Annotated in this window: 22 protein-coding genes and 1 tRNA gene; 11 read left to right on the top strand and 12 right to left on the bottom strand. The window is 45.2% G+C overall.

The annotated features are described in order from the left end of the window. Positions 1-81: 81 nt before the first annotated feature. Together DYU05_RS09635 and idi are read left to right on the top strand one after the other, a co-directional pair. A complete protein-coding gene (locus DYU05_RS09635) occupies positions 82-918 on the top strand; it encodes a phytoene/squalene synthase family protein (protein ID WP_117382728.1) in 837 nt (278 codons plus the stop codon). Continuing rightward, a complete protein-coding gene (idi, locus tag DYU05_RS09630; protein ID WP_235853981.1) occupies positions 915-1,439 on the top strand; it encodes an isopentenyl-diphosphate Delta-isomerase in 525 nt (174 codons plus the stop codon). Before DYU05_RS09635 ends, idi begins: the two co-directional genes overlap by 4 nt. 281 nt (positions 1,440-1,720) lie before the next feature. Here the strand turns inward: idi and DYU05_RS09625 are convergent, their stop codons facing one another. The 4 genes from DYU05_RS09625 to DYU05_RS09610 all read right to left on the bottom strand — a co-directional run bounded on the left by DYU05_RS09625 (position 1,721) and on the right by DYU05_RS09610 (position 7,561). Next, positions 1,721-4,372: a DUF7133 domain-containing protein gene (locus tag DYU05_RS09625; protein WP_117382727.1), complete on the bottom strand. Its 2,652-nt coding sequence runs from the start codon at positions 4,370-4,372 to the stop codon at positions 1,721-1,723. Positions 4,373-4,639: 267 nt separating this feature from the next. Then, positions 4,640-5,632, bottom strand: coding sequence for a ligand-binding sensor domain-containing protein (locus DYU05_RS09620; RefSeq protein WP_117382726.1), 993 nt, complete (start codon positions 5,630-5,632; stop codon positions 4,640-4,642). A 178-nt stretch (positions 5,633-5,810) separates the two neighbouring features. Beyond that, on the bottom strand, positions 5,811-7,247 hold the full coding sequence (locus DYU05_RS09615) for a phytoene desaturase family protein (protein ID WP_117382725.1): 1,437 nt from the start codon (positions 7,245-7,247) through the stop codon (positions 5,811-5,813). 241 nt (positions 7,248-7,488) lie between these two features. Beyond that, positions 7,489-7,561, bottom strand: a tRNA-Phe gene (locus DYU05_RS09610). 255 nt (positions 7,562-7,816) lie between these two features. Here DYU05_RS09610 and DYU05_RS09605 point away from each other — a divergent pair. From DYU05_RS09605 to DYU05_RS09595, 3 genes are read left to right on the top strand one after another with little or no spacing between them, the layout of a single operon-like run. Beyond that, positions 7,817-9,118: a (Fe-S)-binding protein gene (locus DYU05_RS09605; RefSeq protein WP_117382724.1), complete on the top strand. Its 1,302-nt coding sequence runs from the start codon at positions 7,817-7,819 to the stop codon at positions 9,116-9,118. Between the two features lies 1 nt (position 9,119). Next, on the top strand, positions 9,120-9,563 hold the full coding sequence (locus DYU05_RS09600; RefSeq protein ID WP_117382723.1) for a DUF2750 domain-containing protein: 444 nt from the start codon (positions 9,120-9,122) through the stop codon (positions 9,561-9,563). Between the two features lie 9 nt (positions 9,564-9,572). Continuing rightward, complete coding sequence (locus tag DYU05_RS09595; protein ID WP_117382722.1) at positions 9,573-10,367, top strand: (Fe-S)-binding protein; 795 nt, start codon at positions 9,573-9,575, stop codon at positions 10,365-10,367. 203 nt (positions 10,368-10,570) lie between these two features. On the opposite strand, the gene DYU05_RS09590 is transcribed toward DYU05_RS09595, so the two are convergent. Further along, complete coding sequence (locus DYU05_RS09590; RefSeq protein WP_117382721.1) at positions 10,571-11,029, bottom strand: hypothetical protein; 459 nt, start codon at positions 11,027-11,029, stop codon at positions 10,571-10,573. 70 nt (positions 11,030-11,099) lie between these two features. Here DYU05_RS09590 and DYU05_RS09585 point away from each other — a divergent pair, with 70 nt between their 5' ends. The 3 genes from DYU05_RS09585 to DYU05_RS09575 are packed head-to-tail and all read left to right on the top strand — an operon-like array spanning position 11,100 to position 12,569. After that, positions 11,100-11,585: an ABC transporter ATPase gene (locus tag DYU05_RS09585; protein WP_117382720.1), complete on the top strand. Its 486-nt coding sequence runs from the start codon at positions 11,100-11,102 to the stop codon at positions 11,583-11,585. An 18-nt stretch (positions 11,586-11,603) separates the two neighbouring features. Continuing rightward, positions 11,604-11,891 carry a YciI family protein gene (locus DYU05_RS09580; RefSeq protein WP_117382719.1) on the top strand — a complete coding sequence of 96 codons (288 nt, stop codon included), beginning with the start codon at positions 11,604-11,606 and terminating at the stop codon, positions 11,889-11,891. Between the two features lie 48 nt (positions 11,892-11,939). Beyond that, positions 11,940-12,569, top strand: a complete 630-nt coding sequence (locus DYU05_RS09575; protein WP_117382718.1) for a YdeI/OmpD-associated family protein — start codon at positions 11,940-11,942, stop codon at positions 12,567-12,569. A gap of 35 nt (positions 12,570-12,604) precedes the next feature. Here DYU05_RS09575 and DYU05_RS09570 read toward each other — a convergent pair whose 3' ends face one another. The 5 genes from DYU05_RS09570 to rpsF all read right to left on the bottom strand — a co-directional run bounded on the left by DYU05_RS09570 (position 12,605) and on the right by rpsF (position 15,156). Next, entirely contained in the window at positions 12,605-13,156 is a 552-nt protein-coding gene (locus DYU05_RS09570) for a hypothetical protein (protein WP_133300210.1), read from the bottom strand. 83 nt (positions 13,157-13,239) lie between these two features. Next, positions 13,240-13,983: a monofunctional biosynthetic peptidoglycan transglycosylase gene (gene mtgA / locus DYU05_RS09565; RefSeq protein ID WP_235853980.1), complete on the bottom strand. Its 744-nt coding sequence runs from the start codon at positions 13,981-13,983 to the stop codon at positions 13,240-13,242. An 87-nt stretch (positions 13,984-14,070) separates the two neighbouring features. After that, complete coding sequence (gene rplI / locus DYU05_RS09560) at positions 14,071-14,514, bottom strand: 50S ribosomal protein L9 (RefSeq protein ID WP_117382716.1); 444 nt, start codon at positions 14,512-14,514, stop codon at positions 14,071-14,073. A 16-nt stretch (positions 14,515-14,530) separates the two neighbouring features. Next, positions 14,531-14,794 carry a 30S ribosomal protein S18 gene (gene rpsR, locus DYU05_RS09555; protein WP_067054791.1) on the bottom strand — a complete coding sequence of 88 codons (264 nt, stop codon included), beginning with the start codon at positions 14,792-14,794 and terminating at the stop codon, positions 14,531-14,533. After that, positions 14,794-15,156 (bottom strand): 30S ribosomal protein S6, encoded by a 363-nt coding sequence (rpsF, locus tag DYU05_RS09550; RefSeq protein ID WP_117382715.1) that lies wholly within the window; start codon positions 15,154-15,156, stop codon positions 14,794-14,796. Before rpsF ends, rpsR begins: the two co-directional genes overlap by 1 nt. A 145-nt stretch (positions 15,157-15,301) precedes the next feature. Here rpsF and DYU05_RS09545 point away from each other — a divergent pair, with 145 nt between their 5' ends. The 3 genes from DYU05_RS09545 (at position 15,302) to DYU05_RS09535 (ending at position 19,990) form a co-directional block, all read left to right on the top strand. Next, on the top strand, positions 15,302-17,674 hold the full coding sequence (locus tag DYU05_RS09545) for a hypothetical protein (RefSeq protein WP_133300209.1): 2,373 nt from the start codon (positions 15,302-15,304) through the stop codon (positions 17,672-17,674). A gap of 171 nt (positions 17,675-17,845) precedes the next feature. Next, on the top strand, positions 17,846-18,091 hold the full coding sequence (locus tag DYU05_RS09540; protein WP_117382713.1) for a hypothetical protein: 246 nt from the start codon (positions 17,846-17,848) through the stop codon (positions 18,089-18,091). Between the two features lie 69 nt (positions 18,092-18,160). After that, complete coding sequence (locus DYU05_RS09535; protein ID WP_117382712.1) at positions 18,161-19,990, top strand: DNA polymerase III subunit gamma/tau; 1,830 nt, start codon at positions 18,161-18,163, stop codon at positions 19,988-19,990. Between the two features lie 53 nt (positions 19,991-20,043). Here the strand turns inward: DYU05_RS09535 and DYU05_RS09530 are convergent, their stop codons facing one another. Then, positions 20,044-20,475: a hypothetical protein gene (locus tag DYU05_RS09530; protein ID WP_117382711.1), complete on the bottom strand. Its 432-nt coding sequence runs from the start codon at positions 20,473-20,475 to the stop codon at positions 20,044-20,046. 71 nt (positions 20,476-20,546) lie between these two features. Beyond that, complete coding sequence (locus DYU05_RS09525) at positions 20,547-21,254, bottom strand: hypothetical protein (protein ID WP_117382710.1); 708 nt, start codon at positions 21,252-21,254, stop codon at positions 20,547-20,549. Positions 21,255-21,395 lie beyond the last annotated feature (141 nt).

The following is a 21,395-nucleotide window of genomic DNA, read 5'->3' as shown; positions in this document are numbered from 1 at the left end:
TTTTTACAAAAAACATTAAACAAAATATTATGTTTGTAAAGCAGGCTCAACTTAAAACAGAAGGGCTTGCTAAAATAATATATGAAAGCGCTCTTTGACGAGATAAGTACCACCTGCAGTAAGCTGGTTACACGTACTTACAGCACATCTTTTTCTCTTGGGATAAGGCTGCTTGATAAACGCCTGCAAACCCCCATTTATAACATTTATGCCTTCGTTCGCTTTGCCGACGAAATTGTTGATTCATTTCACGGCTATCCTAAAGCAGCACTGCTGAAAGATTTTCGCTCGCAAACTTACGCGGCACTTGAAATGGGCGTTAGCTTGAACCCTGTGTTGAACAGCTTTCAGCATACCGTGCGCAAGTACGGTATAGACCAGGTGCTGATAGATACCTTTTTGGATAGCATGGAGATGGACCTTAACCAGCAAACCTATTCTCGGAGGTTGTATGAACAATACATACTAGGCTCGGCAGAGGTGGTTGGTTTAATGTGCCTGCGCGTATTCTGCGAGAATGATAATGAGCTGTACGAACGTTTGAAGATCCCGGCTATGAAACTGGGTGCAGCCTTTCAGAAAGTGAATTTTTTACGTGATATAAAAGCTGATTCACTTGATTTGGGCAGGATGTACTTTCCGGGTTTACAGATCAACAGCTTCGACCAAAAGCATAAGAGATTAATAGAGGAAGAGATAGAGGCAGATTTTGAACAAGCGCTTGCTGGAATACGCGGCCTGCCTAAAACAGCACGAAAGGGCGTTTACCTTGCATATACCTACTACTGGGTGCTTTTCAACAAGATAAGGAGGTTAGAGCCCGCGCACGTAATGAGTGCAAGAGTTAGAGTGTCTGACAGGTATAAGTTTGGGTTGCTGTTAAGAGCGCTGATACTACCCCAGGTAAAACTATTATGATGCAGGGATATGACCAGGTGATACTGGTGGACAGTGACGACCGGGAAACCGGTGTAATGGAGAAAATGGAAGCACACCGAAAGGGGTTGCTGCACCGGGCGTTCTCTGTAATTGTATTTAATGACGAAGGGCAAATGCTGTTGCAGCAGCGTGCGTTAAGTAAATATCACTCTGCCGGGTTATGGTCAAATACCTGCTGCAGCCACCCTCGCCCCGGAGAAGAAACACATGCCGCTGCCAACAGGCGGCTACTCGAAGAAATGGGTTTTGAATGTGAATTAAAAGAGATATTCACCTTTAGATACCGTGCCGAGTTGGAGAACGGGCTTACAGAACATGAAATAGATCATGTATACCTCGGAAATTATAATGGTATACCTGAAATTAATGCGGAAGAAGCTGATGCGTGGCGCTACGCCGACTTAGAAGAGCTAACAGCAGATGCTGCCGCAAACCCCGACCATTACACTTACTGGTTTAAAGTACTGCTAAAAGAACTTACCGTACGCGACTTGATCTAACCGCAATGTTTTTAGGAATGGGTACCCGTTAATGTATTGTTTATAAAAAAATTTGCTGTCCCAAACTGTCCCAAAGCCGGTGTTTATGGCACAGTTTGTAAATGATCGAATTTCAGTATAACAGCCTCTTATACTGACTTGTAGTTGTTTTTATTAAAGCTTTTATACTGTCCCGCACTGTCCCGCTTTAATTACGCAAATTACTGGTTTATAGATAGATGTCTTTTTTAGGTGTCCCGGGTGTCCCGATTAAAGAGCGGGACACCCTAGAACATGTTATCCTAGTTTTTCTGTTGAGAAAGGAAGGTCACGAGGGATGCAAACTCTTCGTACGATAGCGCGTTTGCCAATCCTGTTGGCATCATCGAAGTTTTCATTTCTTTACGCGATATCACATCCGACTTTTTGATAGTATAAACATTGCCGCCTATGTCGCGCATTACCATCTTTTGTGCCGAATCCTCTGTAACAAAGCCGGTATAGCTCTTGTTTCCTTTTGCCGTCACCATCACCGTAGCAAACCCCTGTGATATGGATGCGTTTGGCTTCAATATCGATTCGGCTATTTGCTGGCGGGTCATGATAGAGCCTATCTGGCCCATGAACGGCCCTTTAGGTTTTTGCGACCTGCTAAGATTATGGCACGCAATACAGCCCTGTTGAGCAAACAACGCCTTGCCTTTTATCGGGTCACCCTTTATCTTAGCTAAGGCGAGCATAATATCTTCTATGGACGATTTACCTATTTGCCCTTTTTTGTTCCGGATCTTGTCCAGGTCAACCTTTACTTCCTTGGAAGCTAATACTTTTTCTTCACCTCCAAACGCCGGGATACCCATTTGATTACGGGCATTCAGGTCAGCAAAAAATGTTTTTCCTGCAGCATCAGACTTGGCGCGAACCGCTGAAAGGAAGGTTTTTATTTTAGGCGATGAGCCCCATAGCACGGCGTTATAATACGGGCCATGTGAATCGGGCCGGGTACTCCACCACCATGAACCATCATAGTCTTTTTCCTTACGGTACAGCCGGCCAAGTGTTGTAAGTATTTGCTTCTTAACTTTCTCGTTTTTAACACGTGCATAAGCTGATATTAAGCCGCTTACTGCTTTATCGTCATGCATGTACCGCAAGGCCCAAAGCGCAAGGGTGTTGTTTTGTGTTCCGATTGCATTTACGCAGGCGTTTACCGCGTTTAAGCTTACAAGCGCCCGTACGGCTAAATGTGCGGGCACTATTGCGGAGTTTGGCTTAGCATGTGGGCCTTCTGCTTCTTTGCCGGGTGCTACAAAACTTGCAGGTACTTTAGTTTGCAGTAGCGCCTGTGCAATTTCAGGTCTGTTGAGCCTGCCAAGGCCAATAATAGCTGCCGCCTGTACCCGTGCAGATGTATCTTTAAGGCCTTTCAAAAAAGGCTCGGTTGGCACATCCTGGAGAGTTGCTTTCCTATCGGCCAGTGCCCTTAGTGCAAACTCTTTCATTTTAACGTCAGCAGATAACTTCACGAGTGAAGGAATAGCCTGTGCGCCTGCGAGCTGGGCGTAGGTATATAATGCTACCACACGCCCGTAAAGCGGCTGATTAACTTGTTGTGCAATATTTAAACACGCTTTAGCAGCTTCATCTGCCGGGCGAGTTAATAATTCCTGTGAGGCGTTTATCCTGGCAACTGCGCTGCCTGAGGTAAGCATGCGGGCCAGGTCCTGAATCGAAGCCGCTTTTAGGTTTGGAAAGGCTTTGTACGTCCAGCCTGTTGGTACCGCCCGTAAAACGTAGCCTTTATCCGGTGCACCCTCGTACCCTGCGCCATCCCAGGCAGATAAGTATAATCTTCCGGAGCCGTCCACGTCAAGGTCCGTTATCTGCGACAGGTCAATAAAGTTTTCTTCTTTTTGTGTAAAGCTGGCACCGCTTGGCGTTACGCGGTGGATGAACAACTCGTTTCTTCCCCAGTCTGCCATCATGGGCACGTGGTTGTATTTAGCCGGCCATGTATCTTCATCCATAAAAAGGCAACCAGTTCCCGAGCCACCGCCAAGGTCTGCCAGGGCAGGGATAATCTCATCAGTGAAATGCTGGAACAGCAGCGGATAGCCATATTCTGCAGATTGTATATGATGAGAGAACCTGATGTTCCACCCGCCGCCATCATTGGTATTATCGCGGGTGAAAATGTTCATGTAAGGGTCAATAGCAACATCATATATGTTCCGGGTACCGTGGCTGTAAATTTCCATTTCGGTGCCGTCGGGCCGTACACGCACAATGCCACCACCCAGCATAGTTAGCTTTTTTCCGCTACGATCAACAGCATCGTGAAAGCCAAAGTCGCCCACAGCAATATATATCCAGCCATCTATACCTAGCCGTATGCCATTGGTAGCATGGTCGGTACCGCGTTCTGCCAGCATGTTAGGGTTGCTGATATGTTCTATTAACGGCTTAGAAGGTCCGTCAGCTACGCCGTCTTTGTCTTTATCTTCAAACACCACCAGGTCCATGCCAGTAGCAGTGTGGGTTTCGGGAGAGAAGATGGTGTGCAGTACATAAACTTTATTTCCGATGATCTGGATGCCCCGGGGATTGTCAACTTTGGCAAACTCGGTATGGCTGTCCAGTTTTCCATCGTTATCTTTATCTACAAGCCGCAGGATACGCCCTTTGCCTGGCGCTTTTCCAAGCGAGCCCATCATATCTACACCCACATAAACTTCGCCTGTTGCTGCAGTAGCTAAACATGCAGGACTGGGGGTAAGGTCGGGCCCGGTAAACGGGGTAACTGTTAAGCCGTCGGGCCAGTTGGCCTTAACGGGCAACTTGCCCTGATTTTCCTTTTTGGCTGATGTATTACTTGCCGGCGTACGATCACCAAAGAAGGTAATCACGCTCAGAAAAGTAGAAATAAAAAGTAGTGTAAAAGAGAATTTAAACATGAGATTATTGGCGTTTTAACAACAGAACAGCAATAATAATTATAAAAAAAGTATATCTTTTTATAAATATAGAATGTCTGTCGCTGAGCTTCTTTGCTGCCAGTTAAATTCAGCCACACATGTTCATATCAGGGGGGTATTTTTTTTTAGCGGCGGGGGTAAAATAAGAATGTAGACTAAGATTGATGTTTCTGTGCCTCTTTTGGTAACATCTTTTTTACAAATGTAAGGCGATGAACAAGCCTGAAAACTCCTTCTAATGTTAACTCACATCTTTGGATTGTAAACTACTACGCCACCATAGTAGGTGCCCAGCCATTTACGGCCGTTGTTATCTAAAGCCATCGAAAGGATAGGAGAGTCCGTCCCGGGCAGGGAAATCAAAGGAGCCTTTTTATCGCCAAAGCGGGAGAACGTTGCGCCGCCAACCCACACAGCATCATCGTTCACAACCATTGTCCTTAAACCTCGTGCCTGCTCTGGACGGGTAAGTTCATCCCAGCTGGTGCCGTTAAACTTAATGGCGGCCTTTACTACAGTGCCGCCGAGTACGGCAACGGGATTGTTGTCTCTCCCTATTTCAATATCATACGGGATAGCAGAGGTATAACCCATTTGGTCGAGCCGGTAGGTAGTCCAGCGGCCGTTGGCATATTTCTTTATCATGGCGATAAACGCAAAGTCATTAAATACTCCTGCCCACAAAGCACCATCCCGATCAGTGGTCAGCGAAAGCTTCACGTTATATTCTTCAATATTGTCCCACTTGCCGTCACTTACTTTTACAATACCATCATCTGTTGCTATCCACGTAGTATTATGCGCTGCATCGTGCGTAATGCACTTTATATTATTGTTTGGAAGTATGCTGTTGGACATCGTATAAACGGACCATTGTTTGTTATGCAGACGGGCAAGGCCGTTATCGGTACCTACCCAAACGGATCCGTCGTTTTCTACAGCCACAGCCTGGATCATATCTGACGGCAGCGCCGTATTAACCTTATTATAAATATTCCATTGGTCGCCTGTTAAACTGGCGAGTCCGCCGGCAGTTGCTACCCACTTTACGTTGTCTTTGCTTACGGTAATAGCATTCACCTGGTCATTAGGCAACGCAGAATTTGTGGTGCTGTAGGTAACCCATTCCGGATAGGTGGTAGGCGTTGGTGCAGGAGCTGGTGATTGGGGTTGGTCTTTTTTGCAGGAAGACGAAAAGCAGATCAGGACTACAAGTGAGAAAAGAGTAAAATGTTTCATTGTAAAACGGTAACGTACCGTGTAGACTAGGCACGCCAAATAAACGTTGCGATAGAAAACCTAATTTTTTGTTGTTGAAGTCACGATGGAGTATATACTGTTGGGTATATTAAAAAGTGTGGTTTTTGCAGATTTTGGTTCACCAAACCCGCTTAAAACATCCTTTTAGATGTGTTTTTTACCGAATATTCCAGATATCTTTTAGCGCGCGCCTGGCGGCATGGTACCCGCACATGCCGTGCACACCGCCTCCCGGTGGAGTAGAGGAGGAGCAGATGTATAGTCCCTTTGCAGACGTTTTGTAAGGTGATGCTCTTAAGACAGGTCGGGTGAACAACTGGGTAATGTCCAGCACTCCGCCATTTATATCCCCGCCAATGTAGTTAGGATTATGCTCTTCCATCTGGGCCGTATCAAAAGTGTGCCGGGCAAGTATACGCTCCTTAAAGCCTGGTGCAAAGCGTTCTACCTGGTTTTCTATGATAGTAGTCATGTCCTTTTTAGAACCATTTGGCACGTGGCAATAAGCCCAGCCGGTATGTTTGCCGGTGGGTGCCCGTGTGCTGTCGAACAGGCTTTGCTGGGCGAGCAGCACATACGGCCGTTCAGAATGCTGTCGTTTGAAAGGTGCCCGTTCAGATGCAGCAATCTCCTCAAAAGTGCCGCCGATATGTACAGTACCCGCTTTACGGCATCCCTGGGCTGAAAACGGAATTGGTGCATCCAGCGCCCAGTCAACCTTAAAAACACCATCTCCGTAACGGAAGCGGTTGAGTTGCCATTTGTACAGCGATGAAAATTTATGGCCTGCTATCTGCAATAATTGTTTCGGTGTGATATCGAACAGAACGGCGTGAGATGATGGAAGCTGCTGAAGAGATCTTACGTAAGTCCCGGTTTCTATTACGCCACCAAGGGATATGAAGTAATTGCTGAGCGCGCTTGCTATGCTTTGTGAGCCGCCTTTGGGTATTACCCATCCGTTTAGATGTGCATTGGCCATTAACACCAGCGCAATTGATGAGGTGGCTATATTACTTAAAGGCTGTATAGCATGAGCGGCCATACCTGCAAAAAGGCCTTTAGCTTCCACCGTTTCAAACTTCCTTTGAAGCCATGTAGCAGGCTGTATGGCAGAAAGCCCGAATTTCGCCAGCTTAAGCGGATGTTTAGGAAAGCCTAACGGACCTAAAAGCTCGGGTGCCAGGTAGGGCCAGTTTTTGGTAACAGGTCGCATCAGGTCCAGGTAGTTCTGGCGGTCTGCGCCAAGCCGGTTTGCTGTTTCTTCTATCGACCGCGAAAGCGAAGCTGCAGTTCCATTGTCGAACGGATGAGCCGCATCTATTTCCGGATAGATCCACTCCAATCCGAACCTATCTAGTGGTAACGTCTTAAAGAACGGTGATCCCGCCGCTAAAGGGTATATGGCTGAACAGATATCATGTTTGAAGCCCGGCAAGGTAAGTTCCGCTGTGCGCAGGCCGCCACCTATGGTGTCTTTTGCTTCAATTACCAGTACCCTTAACCCATTTTGTTGCAAAAGTATAGCTGCGGCAAGCCCGTTGGGGCCAGAGCCAACCACCACTGCATCGTAATCTCGCTTTTCTAACACCATCTATCTGAACAAAAATAAGCTATAAAAACGTTACTACGATGACTAAGCTTTATACCATTGAAAAAGGAACGACCTAGCGGATTTGTTTATCTATTGAATTGTAGAAATAAGATGTCAACAAGTTTTATTTAAGAGTTTAGATGAGTAATCTTTGTCTTGTGACTTATCTTTAAAGAGCAGTTGCCCGTAAATATCAGGTAAATAAAAAAACCCTGTAGTAATTACAGGGTTTTTATTGGTGTGGTATCAGCTGGAATCGAACCAGCGACACAAGGATTTTCAGTCCTTTGCTCTACCAACTGAGCTATGATACCGTCCCGATTGGGATTGCAAATGTAGCGTTTTTTTTATTCCCCAAAAGTTTTTTTTCATTTTATAGACAATCAACGTACTGCTTTAGTGCGTTTAAGTTGTGCGTCAATCATTTACATTGTTAAAGATCCTTCAAAAAAATTATAAAGCATTTATCAGGGCCGTCTTTAAAACAACTAACCAAATTTTACCTTTACAAGAATAAGCACGAGCATCTGGTATTTTACATATTAAATTACTATGCTTGCATAATAAATATGATTGGTCAGATTATTTTCATTGTTGTTTTACTCGGTGCAGTTTACCTTTTTGCCAGGAACGTAGCAAAAGTGCGGCGTAATATTTTGCTGGGCAGAGACGTTGATCGCAGCGATAACCCAGCAGAACGCTGGAAAGTAATGGCCAAGGTAGCGCTCGGTCAATCAAAAATGACAAAGCGTCCCATGGCTGCAGTGCTGCATTTTTTTGTTTATCTGGGCTTCATCATTATCAACCTGGAAGTGCTGGAGATTACTATTGATGGCATTTTCGGTGGTCATCGGGTGTTTTCAAAGCCGCTTGGTAGTTTGTACAGCTTACTGATAGGCGGATTTGAAGTTTTAGCTTTGCTGGTATTGCTAGCTTGCGTTGTATTCCTGGCTCGCCGTAATGTACTCCGTTTGAAACGCTTTACCGGCACAGAGATGACCAGTTGGCCTAAGAGTGATGCAAATTATATATTGATCACAGAAATACTGCTGATGACGGCCTTCCTGACCATGAATGCTGCCGATTATAAACTACAGGCAATGCATTTCGGGCACTATGTGCAGGCAGGGAGCTTCCCGGTTAGCTCGTTTATAGCACCGCTGCTGCCATCTGCTGCGGCAACGTTAGTTGTTTTAGAACGCGCCTGCTGGTGGTTTCATATTGTAGGTATCCTGGCGTTTCTGAACTACCTGCCGTACTCCAAACACTTCCATATTCTGCTGGCCTTTCCAAATACGTATTATTCAAAGCTGGAGCCTAAGGGAGAATTTACCAATATGGCGTCGGTCACAGGAGAGGTAAAAGCCATGCTTGATCCGTCCTTTGTTCCGGAGCCCACCACAGAGGCCACCCGGTTTGGCGCAAAAGACGTTACAGACCTTACCTGGAAAAACTTAATGGAAGCTTACACCTGTACCGAGTGTGGCAGGTGTACATCGGTATGCCCGGCGAATATTACAGGTAAGCTGCTGTCGCCGCGCAAGATCATGATGGACACCCGCGACAGGGTAACTGAAATCGGCAGAAATATAGATAAACACGGCAAAGACTATACAGACGAAAATGTGCTGCTGGACAATTACATCACACGCGAGGAGTTATGGGCTTGTACTACCTGCAACGCGTGCGTAGAGGCCTGCCCGGTTAACATCAACCCGCTGGAGATTATTACCGAGATGCGGCGCTACATTGTTATGGAGGAATCTCAGGCGCCGGGAAGTTTAAATAACATGTTCGGGAATATGGAAAACAACGGCGCTCCCTGGAAGTACAGCCCCGCCGACCGCCTGAACTGGGTAGATAAGAATTGATATGCTGCAAAACGATATAGCGATAGAAGACAAGTACCGGATTTTTGTAGAAAAAGTTTCGGCCTCAAAGGCGGTATGGGCGTTACAAAGTAAAGGCGGTTGGGCCAACTCGCATTCTAATGAGGATGAGGAAATAACCGTAGTTCCGTTTTGGTCGGAGAGAGCGTATGCTAAGGCATGTGCACGTGACGAGTGGAAGGGGTATGCTCCTGCAGAGGTATCGCTGGCGGAGTTCCTGGAAAGCTGGTGTGTAGAAATGGCCGAGAGCCATGCCCTGGCCGGTGTGAACTGGGACGCCAACATGTTTGGGGCCGAAAGCCAGCCCTTGCAACTTGCATTGGATGTGCTCAACAAGCTCAAGGCCATCAACTCGGCAATTAAGTTTAGGAACTATACCAGCATCGACGACTTTATTGAGGACATAAGCGAAGCGGACGACGAATAAGCGCAGACAATGACAACAGAACTGATGATACCTACCATGGCCGAAATGGCTGCCCAGGGTAAAGAACCCGAGATACTGTTTTGGGTTGGCTGTGCCGGGAGCTTTGATGAGCGTGCGCAGAAGATAACCCGCGACATATGCAAGATACTGCAGCATGTGGGCATAAGCTTCGCGGTATTGGGCACCGAGGAAAGTTGCACCGGCGATCCTGCTAAACGGGCCGGCAATGAGTTCCTGTTCCAGATGCAGGCGATGATGAACATACAGGTGCTGGATGGCTATAACATCAAAAAGATTGTTACGGGTTGCCCGCACTGCTTTAATACCATTCGTAACGAATACCCCGGCCTTGGCGGTAATTACGAAGTAATACACCATAGCCAGCTTATCCAGCAGCTGATTGATGAAGGTAAGCTTAAAGCCGAAGGCGGCGAGAGCTTTAAAGGCCGCAAGATAACCTTTCACGACCCCTGCTACCTGGGCCGGGGTAACAACATTTACGAGGCACCACGCAAAGCGCTGGAGATACTTGACGCGGAGCTGGTAGAAATGAAACGCTGCAAAAGCAACGGGTTATGCTGCGGTGCCGGTGGCGCGCAGATGTTTAAAGAGCCCGAACCCGGCAGGAAGGACATTAACGATGAACGGATGCTTGACGTAATAGAAGCCAAGGCAGATGTAATTGCATCGGGTTGCCCATTTTGTATGACCATGCTTACCGACGGCGTAAAACACATGGAAAAGGAACAGGAAATTAAGGTGCTTGATATCGCCGAGCTAACCGTACGCGCCAACGGGTTGTAACAACTGTAACACGACAGGGTGTTACACCTGTTACAGTTTTTTGGGTCGAAAAATAGTTAAGTAACAGATGTTTAGCACATAAGCTAAAAACCGTGTTACAGTTTTTGGAACCATGATACAGTTTTTTACAAATATTTAAGTGGTGATACACTTCTGCAGGTACATGTTTGCGGCTGCGTAGTAGCGAGTTTACGCGTCTTTTGCTATAGGTTCTTACCCTTCAAAACTTCCAGTGCTTGTTTTAGGCTGTCCAGCCGCCCGGCAGAAAGTTTCCGTACCGGCATAACAAGCATGGTGGCCATCGAGTCGATGTCGCCTTTAGGATCGTTATAAGTTTGGTAGATGATGTCGTCTGCACGGGTATGAAAACGCAGGGTATCGTTAACCGCCCCTGGCACATAGTCCATTTCTGCAAAACGCTGCATATTGAAGGAATAATATTCCTGTTTACCCTGTTGATAAGTTTTTCTGAGCCGCATAAAATGGTCGGCGGTAAGCATTATTTCCCACTTCTTTACCCTGGCTTCGGCAAGCGGGTCCACGCTCTCGCTGAGTGCGTGGTTAGCCCATGTTATCCAATCCTGTTCTGCGTTAAATGCCTTAAAACTGCACAATAGGGCAGTTATTCCTAAAATAAGAACAATCTTACGCGCTTTTCTCACTCCTGTAGAATTGATGGTAGCCTGACAACAAATTTCAGCTTCAAGTTAATAAAATGGCTAAATTCGCAACATGGAATTTTCTTCACACTCCCGGGTTTGGATCTACCAGTCGGACCGTAAACTTACCGACGCAGAAGTGATTGACGCGCAGGTATTGCTGGACAATTTTACCCGCGACTGGACGGCTCATAACAACCAGCTTAAAGCAAAAGGGGAGGTGAAGTATAACCGTTTCTTTATTCTTGTGGTTGATGAAAGCCAGGCGGGTGCAAGCGGCTGTTCTATCGATAAGTCGGTGCGTTTTATGAAAGAGGTGGAACAGCATTTCGGCATCAACCTGTTTGATCGCTTTAACCTGGCTTATCGCTCCGGCAGCGAGGTGTTGTCCGTTCCGCGCAAACAGTTTGAAGCGCTGTTGAAAGAAGGCGTTATTACCCGCGACACCATCGTTTACAACAACCTGGCTCAAAACCTTACCGAACTGCAAACCAAATGGGAGGTCCCTTTTAAGGATAGCTGGCATATACAGTTATTTAAGGACCTTGTAACGGCTTAATGCCTGCCAAAGCTTATCATGTTCATTATCAATCTCCGATATATTGTACCACTTGAACAGCTGGACAGGCATATGACAGAACATGTAGCTTATCTAAAGAAGTACTACGCTGCCGATGTTTTCATCATGAGTGGCAGAAAGGTACCCCGTACAGGCGGCATTATCATTGCACAGGCAGATTCTGAGGAGATACTGTGGAAGATCATAGAACAGGACCCGTTCCACCAACACGGCCTTGCAGAATTTACAGTTACGGAGTTCCTTCCGTCCCAATCACATCCCGCGCTGAAAGGCTTGCTGCGTTAATAGGCGGCATCTGTTTTGCTTTTTTACCAGACAGTATTATATTGCGGTATGGAACAGTACGATAGCCGCGTGGACGCTTATATAGAGAAGTCTGCCGAATTTGCCAAACCCATTCTTAAACACCTGCGAGAAATAGTTCACAATGCGTCTCCGGAGATTACGGAAACTATCAAGTGGAGCGCTCCATTCTTTGAGTACAAAGGCGTGCTTTGTTTTATGATGGCGTTTAAGCAGCATGCAGGCTTTGGTTTTTGGAAGGCGGAGCAACTGCCCGATCCGCACCAGATATTATATACAGAAGGTGGCGAAGCTGCCGGGAGCATAGGTAAGCTAACCAGTATAGCAGACATCCCGGATGCCGACATCCTGGTGTGGTACATTAAACAGGCTATGGCGCAAAAAGACGCGGCAGGGCCGGTAAAAGCAAAACCAGCTGCTAAAAAGGTAACAGGGCCTAAGCCGGCTAACACTACTTTAGACACGCCAAATTATTTAGCCGAACTGTTCATCTCTAACCCGGAAGCTAAGGCGTATTTCGATAAGTTCAGCCCTTCACAAAAGAAAGAATACATTACCTGGTTTGAAGATGCCAAAACCACCGCCACGCGCGACAAGCGCTTAAAGGAAGGAATAGAGTGGATGAATGAGGGCAAAACCAGGAACTGGAAATACAAGTAATTAAAGTACCTGCGGAAGTATAAAAGGCGTAAGGGTTATTTGCTGACGTTAAACGAGCCGATTACGGTATGTAAAGTACCGTCGTTATCATTTGTAGCCAAAATGCGGAAATACCCTTTTACAAGATAACCGTTGGTATCCTTACGAACAATAACCGCCTTTACCTTCCCGCTGCTGTCATCGGTAAGCCTGAAATCCTTGTAAATAAGCCAAAGCAGGTCATCAGCAAATTCTCCGGCCCTGGCGGCGCTAAAGTTTAGTTTGAACGTTACTTCCGGCGACACCTGATCTGCCAGTACCATGGTATAGCCGGTTGTTGCCGAGCCGTTGTTGGGGGTAATGTCGGCAGTAGGTTCTGTTAACGTTACATTTTCTCCATCGTCTATCTTAAACACTATTGTGTTTAGTGCGCCAATAGGTACGGTATAAAAGCTATCCGGTCCTGCGTCGGGTATAGTTGTTGTATCCGGCTTTACAACCTCCGGCGGCTTTTCTGCAATGGGGTAAACGGGCGCGTCCAGCTTACAACTGCTGGCGGCAATTGCAACAAAAGCTATCATGCTCAGAACGTGAAGAAAACGTCCCATTGGTTGTTAAATTGGTAGATAAACTAAATGTACAGTTTATCTGCTAATTAAAACCAATTATCTGATGAATTAAGATTTTTTCACTAGAATTCCAGCGGGCCCAACCGCCGCATGTTTTGCCTGATAAGGTACTGCCGGTGTTTAAGATAGCGTGTAGGCTTTGTTGCCGACCACTTAAGCGGGCTTGGGAAAATTACCGCAATAGCTGCAGCCTGCCGTGTGGTAAGCCGCGAAGCTGGTTTATGAAAGTAGGCCTGGGATGCAGCCTCGATGCCGTAAATGCCATCGCCCATCTCAATTACGTTGAGGTAAACCTCCATTACCCGTTTCTTACTCCAGAAGGTCTCTATCAGTACAGTGAACCAGGCTTCAAATCCTTTGCGGATTATGGACCTGCCCGGCCATAGGAAGACGTTTTTGGCAGTTTGCTGTGTAATGGTACTGCCGCCTATCAGCTTTTTACTGTTGGCGTTCTTTTTAATGGCCCGCTGGATAGCTTTAAAGTCGAAGCCGTGGTTCTCCAGGAAGGTTTGGTCCTCAGCAGCAACAGCGGCGCGTTTCATGGGGTCGGCTATGCTGTCAAACTCTACCCAATCTTTATCAATCTTCCAGTGCTTGCCGTCTGCCTTACGCTCGAAACCGCGCTGCACCATTAGCCAGGTGAACGGCGGGTTAACAAAGCGGAACAGCAACACCCCGAATAAACTAAGCGCTACAAACGAAATAACAACGAGTTTTACAATCCGGAAGATGAGCCGGAGCAAACCGCCCTTAAACAGGCTTTTAGAGGTATTCTTTGCGGATGCGTTAGTGCTTCGTTTTTTCACGCGCCAAAGGTAATTATTGTAAACAAAAAAGGTGTTGTGATAAAACACAACACCTTTTTATTTTGGTATTCTTTAAAGATGGGTAACTTATTCAGCTACTACTTCAAAAGGAACCTGAACCTTAACTTCTTTATGCAGGTTTACGTTTGCAACGTACTCGCCAACAAATTTTGGCTCCTGATCAAAAGTGATACGGCGACGGTCAACTTCAAAACCTTCTTTCTTAAGGGCATCAGCCACCTGGATGGTGTTGATAGCACCGAAGATTTTGCCGCTTTCGCCTGCTTTAGCGCCAATGGTAAGTTTTACACCTTCCAGTTTAGCAGCAATAGCATCAGCATCCTTACGGATCTTGTCTTGTTTAAATTGAGCCTGTTTCAGGTTTTCTGCTAATACTTTACGGGCAGATTCTGTGGCTAATATGGCATAACCCTTAGGAATAAGGAAATTACGGCCATAACCTGGTTTAACGTTCACTACGTCGTCTTTATCACCCAGGTTTTTTACATCTTGTTTTAAAATAACTTCCATTTTGTAAACCTCCTGTTTATTTTAAAGAATCGGTAACGTAAGGTAATAAACCAATGTGGCGCGCACGCTTAACAGCCTGAGCAACTTTACGCTGGAACTTTAATGAAGTACCTGTTAAACGGCGTGGTAATACTTTACCCTGGTCGTTAATAAACTTCAATAAAAAGTTTGCGTCTTTGTAATCAATGTACTTGATACCGTTCTTTTTAAAACGGCAGTATTTTTTACGGTTATCCTCCACCTTAGGAGCGGTAACGTATTTAATTTGGTCGTTTGCCATTAGTTTGCTTCCTCCACTTTTGCAGATTTCTTGTTAAAAGCACCGCTGCGTTTTTTGTCGTTGTAAGCAATGGCGTGTTTGTCCAAAGCAATGGTAAGGAAACGCAAAACGCGCTCATCGCGACGTAATTCTACCTCCAATTTGTTAATTAAATCACCTGGAGCCCTGAATTCAGTTAAGTGATAGTACCCTGTAGTCTTCTTTTGAATAGGGTACGCTAGTTTTCTCAAACCCCAATTATCCTCCTGGACAATTTCGGCTCCGCCGTCTGTTAAAACTTTGGTGTATTTGGCAATAGCCTCACCAGCAGTTTCGGTAGACAGCAACGGGGTTAGAACGATCACAATTTCGTACTGTTGCATTTTTACTTGTTTTTTAATTTACCCGCTATTACGGGGCTGCAAATATAGCCATAATAACCTTAATAACAAATACTTCAAATACCGTTATTTAACGGGTTGATGCTTATTCCTGATTGTTGTAGGTTGGTCATCTAAACCACTTATCATGAACACCCCTCACACTCACAACAATCTGTGGCTTAGGTACCTATATATGCCGGCCATCTTCACGCTTATTTTTAGCTCCTCATTTGCTCAGCGCGCTCCCAGAAAGGCTGAATTGAAGCCTGCAAAGCCTGTATTGGTTAAGTCCACGGTGCAAATTAGTAATGATGGCCATATAGAATATTTTACCATTGGCAACGTGGAAAGGTTAGGAGATAGCCTGGCCGTGAGGACGATTTATATCCCATTTGATATTAACGGCCCTGCACCCGCCAAAGATGTTGTAGTTACGCTTAATTTAATTAATGAATTTACCACAGCCCGGCCGGTGTTTGATAACAGGAACACTACCAAAGATATTGTTATAGAAAAGGAATTATTTAACGGTAAACCGCATACCATCAATCAGGGCGTATTAATAAAGTTCAACCTTCAGCCCGCGATAAGCGGAGAAGCCAATATACGTATTGGCAAAGGCGGAAGTAATGTGCGCCTGAATTTTGATTATATAAGGTCTGCTGCAGATATACAGGTTAAAACTAATGTTAAGCCGGATGAAAAAAGTGACATACCACAAACACCCTTATCTAAACCGGCTGTAGCTTTGGTTTCCGGCAGTACCGACGTGAGTTTAGATACACTTTTAAGTCCTAATATCACCTTTCACAAGTACGCCAAAGTAAAATTACGACTGAACAGGTCTGAAGGAAAGGACACTATCATAAAATTCGACCTGTTCCCGGTAGGAACACTCGAAAACATAAAGTTAGCAGGTACAGATGCCGGGCACGCTACACTTAAGTTGTACAAACACGATTGGGACGACACTAAGGAAGTTGAAATTGAGCGGGACGTAAGGATAGACCTTGAACAGGCAGCTGCGCTATCCGGCGTACAGTTGATAGATATATATCTGCCTGATGGTAAAGTGAAGCATACTTTTAAGATCAATCCGTATACATCTAAAAAGAAGGCTGTTTATAAACCGATAGCCGCCGGTGGTGCTGAGATAGTTCCGGGAGCTACAGCAAATATAGAGCGCCGGTACGGATCGGTTATAAGCGCGCTTGATACAATAAGCGTGAGGGTGAAATTTAATGGAAACTTTAGCCCGGAGGCAAACCAACTATTGTTTGGGTTTGCTGATACGGCGCTTAATAAAACCTACCAGATAATTGAAAACCCAATAACCGTGACAAGGGAAGAATGGGTGCAGGGAAGTAAAAAAAAGCCTGATCTTGAAACTGAGCTAAAAACTGCGATGATGAAAGACGGAAAGGACGAATCATCAGCAAGCACTGAGGCAAAAATTCAAGCTGGCAAAATGACGGAGGGTATACTTGTGCCCTTACATATCCGCACCATAAAAGCTACAGATACTTTAAACACCGTTAGAGATGTTGACCTCGTAATAAAGGGCCAGACGCAGATATTGCGGGGCAGCCAGCGTTTAAAAGTGATAGTACCCGACCGAACTTTTTGGGCGGAAGTAGGAACCAACTTTGATTTGTTGGATAACATTAAAACCAATAATTTTTACGCAGCCATTTTCGGGCATATGAAAGATGTAGCGACATTATGGAGTAAAAAACACCCAAACAATATCAGTTTTGTTGGCGGTGTGTACGAGTCGCAATCGGTAAGCCAGAGCTCTTCTTTGTCAAGCGGTTTTACCTACCGGGATGGTAGCTCCAATATACTGGATAGTTTGAAAAAAGGGTATCCCTACTACACAGATACCGGTCGCATACAATCAACAACAAGTGTTAAAAGTATAGGTCTGATGTTTTCACCACAGATAAGGTTAAATGGCAAAAGGTTGAATGAAGACGGTTTTCATTGGTCAATATCTACTTATTTCGAATTGCTTTGGCAACGCATTACCTCTACAATAGACTACAGTAAAACCGCCCGTAATATAGTTGCTTATGATAGCACCCTGACCGCGCTAAACGGCCGTACATTTAAAGAGGGCCGTTTTGATTTTGACAGCAGATCGCACTACATAGGTGCCGGCTTATCAACCTACATAAAGGAAAGTGATTATACCCTTTATTTAAACGGTATACTTGGTACAACAAATCAGGGTTTTACAATAGTAAACCCGTCACGGATAGGCAATTCAACACAATTTAAAAAATTGTATGACCTTCCTGAAGGCTATTTGGACTTTTTAAACGCCCGTGAACCAAAACACCGGTGGAACGCATTTTATGTTATACAATACCGCCTTACCGAAGTTGCTTTTGGGCTTACTTTTAGCGGGGAAGTTCGAGGGCTGCTGCTAAAAGGCGCAAAGCCGGTAGTTACATTGGCACTCAGCAAAAAATTTGATCTAACAGCATTGCTTAAACCGTTGCTGGCACCATTCTGATACATATTAAGGTACTAACTTGACCAACAGCCTGCTATAAAACCATAGCGGGCTGTTGCTTTTGTACCTGGCAGTGCTAAAAGCATTTTACACAAAAACATCACAAATAATTAACGTTAACATTCAAACACATCTTTACTTTCGGTTGTCTTCTAACTAAACACATTTGTTATGCAATTCTCAGAAAGCAGGTACTACGAAACAAGCGATTCGGGTTTTATGTATGATACCCTTTTTTTACAAGCACCGGACGAAGATGAAGAAATAGTTGATGGTGACTGGGATGATGAGGAGGACGAAGATTTTGACGACCAGATGGAGTCGACAAACGACCTTCACGAGATACAGGTAGACGATGACCTGGGCGAGCCCGATCCTGAAGATGACGATCATCTACCGGAAGAGGAGTTGCAGTAGTTGTTTGCAAATTATCCACACATGCTTTTTATGTTTTAGGCAAAGCATTTTCTTGCTACCTTTATACCTGTGGATAATTTCATTGTTTCGGCACGCAAATACCGCCCGGCTACTTTCGAAACGGTTGTTGGTCAGCAACATATAACCAACACGCTCAAAAATGCTATTAAGAGCAACCAGCTTGCTCAGGCATTTTTATTCTGCGGGCCGCGTGGTGTAGGTAAAACAACCTGCGCCCGTATTCTTGCTAAAACTATTAACTGTACCAACTTACAGCCAAACGGCGAGGCATGCAGCGAGTGCGACAGCTGCCGCGCTTTTCAGAATGGCAACTCCTTTAATATACATGAACTGGATGCGGCATCAAACAACTCGGTTGATGATATCCGCAGCCTGATAGAGCAGGTACGCATACCGCCACAAGGTGCGCGCTACAAGGTTTACATTATTGATGAAGTGCACATGCTTTCGCAGGCGGCATTTAATGCTTTCCTGAAAACGCTTGAAGAACCGCCTAACTACGCCATCTTTATTCTGGCCACTACCGAAAAGCACAAGATACTGCCTACCATTTTATCGCGGTGCCAGATATTTGATTTTAACCGTATACGGGTAGAAGACATGGCAGGGCACCTGGCCGGTATTGCTAAAAAAGAGAATATCAGCTACGAGGCCGATGGCTTACATATTATAGCACAAAAAGCCGACGGAGGATTAAGGGATGCCTTATCCATGTTTGACCAGATCGTGAGCTTCTCCGGCGGCAATGTTACGTACCGTTCGGTTATTGATAACCTCAATATCCTTGATTACGACTACTACTTTAGCCTTACAGATAAGCTGCTTGCAGAAGACAATGCTGCAACGCTGCTGTTGTTTGATGAGATATTAGGGAAAGGTTTTGATGGCGCGCATTTTATCTCTGGCTTGTCCGAGCATTTGCGTAACCTGCTGGTAGGGAAAGATACGGCTACCATTAAATTGTTGGAAGTAAGCGAAACCATTAAGGCCCGCTACCTGCAGCAATCGCAAACCGCATCCACCTCTTTCCTCTTATCAGCATTAAATATTGCCAACCAGTGCGATATTACCTACAAACAAAGTAAGAACCAGCGGTTACAGGTTGAGCTGGCACTCTTGAAGATGTGCCACTTGCTTTCGGTATTTAACCTGGCAACATCGCCAATGCCGCAGGCAGCCGCTGTTCCGCAAGGAGAGTTAAAAAAAAAACCTGATACCGCTGTAAATGCACCTGAGCCGCCAGCGGCAAAGCAGGACGAAGTGCCTGTCCTTCGCGATACCCCGGTAGCCTATACAGCAACCCCGGCGCAAGCCGCATCCGTACAAGCAGCACCTATTGCCCCTCCTGCTAAAGAGGAGCCTGTTGCCGAAAAAATAAAGACCGCCTTTATCCCCAATGTACACACATCCGCTACCTCGGTGAAAATACCGTCGTTAAAAGATCTGGGTAAACAGGTAGAGGAAGCAATGGCAGAGGAGGAAGACCCTTACCTGAAGGGTACTGATAAAGCTGCTTTTACCATGGATGCTTTCCTCCAGGCATGGACCAATTATGGGGCAAAGCTAAAAGCAGAGGGTAAACCGGTGGGTTTGTACACGATATTTACAGCGGTTACACCACAGCCTAAAGGGAACGAGCGATTTGAAGTTTTGCTATCAACCCGCGTGCAGGAGAACGCCTTTAGGGACGAGCGGCCGTACATCATGAACTACCTGCGTACGACTTTAAAAAACTTTGATATTGAAGTAGAGGCGAGGGTAGAGGAAGGATCAATCGTCAGGAAGCCTTATACATCTGTAGAGAAGTTTCAGCATATGGCGGCCAAGAACCCCAAGCTTATTGATCTTAAAAACAAATTCAACCTGGATTTCGATTAAAAAAAGAAGGGACAGCCTTTAGGCTATCCCTGTCTTCTTATAAAGGGTCTGCATTACCTTATATCTTTAGGCGTATCGTTTATAGGGTAACCTTCTTCGTCCAGATCGTCCCGGTCATCCTCAGGTGTATGTGCCAGCTTAGCGTCTAGCGGGTCCAATTCAACTATTTTGCCACCGTCTATATGCATGCCCAGGCTGTCTGCATCTGTTTCAATTGAACGCGTTGCATCATACTCGCCTTTGGTATCGTAAGGGTTGGCTTCGTCGTAGGTAGAGTTAAAGTCGTCGCCGTTTGGTATGGCTGTATCGTACGGATCAGGGTGGTCATAATCCGGGTCGTCACCTTTTACATCGTATTCAAAGCTGTTTTCGGCTTCGTTAAAATTCAGGTCGTCCAAACTAGCGGTATCTTCACCGTTATTGGCCAGGTCAGCATCCCTGTAGTCGGGATCTACCTTATCGAAATCGTCGTTATCAGGTATCATAGGTGTTTAATTAAATACGTTAAGTATACATTAAAAACCCTGCCAAACTTACCCTTGTTGTGGCAATTTAGTTAATAATGTATCTGCTTGCTATAAGATGTAACGCCGCCAATTGCAAACTTTAGGCCTATACTGTACTGTACCAGCTTGTCTTTGCTTTTTCCGGCAGTAAACCCATCCATATTGTCGCCAAAAGATGAATTATACTGCATCGCAAAGTCTATTTTAAATGACGGCTGATCGTACTTGTTAAAGAATTTGAGCTCGTAACCAACCCTTATCGGAATAAAAAGCTCTTTGGCTTTATCTTCGCCACCGGTGAAAAAGCCGGGTGTAATCACCGATTCGCGGTTGATCTGTGTAATATCGTTAATCATATAGCCTAAACCGGCAGAAACATAAAGGTTCTTGAGCCCGTTCATTAAACCACTGCGGGAGTAATCAATCAACTCGCCCGCCTGCAGCTGCGCCCTAAAAACCAATGCTGTATATCTATTTTTAAAATACCTTCCAGATTTGCTGGTATCGCTACCACCCTCCAGCTTGCCGGCCTGTACTTCAACTATATAGTTTAGGTATGGCGTATGGTTGTAATTAAAACTAATGCTTACAGATGGTGTGTTCTTTATAGTTTCAGCATCGCCGTAAACACGGTTAATGTTAGCGCCAAGGCCAAAATCGTATTGTGCATAATCGTAGCCTATTTGCGCTTTTGCCATAAACGTAATAGCGGTGAGCAAAAAAGTAAAGAATATAGTTTTAGTAAAAAGCTTAATCATACTTACAATAGCAATGCGTTGGTTATAGCTAACGGTTATTTAATTCAAAGTAACACCAAAATTTCAATATTTAATGCCGGCTTAAATCATTTGCGGCCGTAAAATACACTAATTATTTTATTGTTTAATTATTAAGACACC

The sequence above is a fragment of the Mucilaginibacter terrenus genome (assembly GCF_003432065.1).
GTDB lineage: Bacteria > Bacteroidota > Bacteroidia > Sphingobacteriales > Sphingobacteriaceae > Mucilaginibacter > Mucilaginibacter terrenus.
This window is presented reverse-complemented; position numbering and strand designations above follow the sequence as displayed.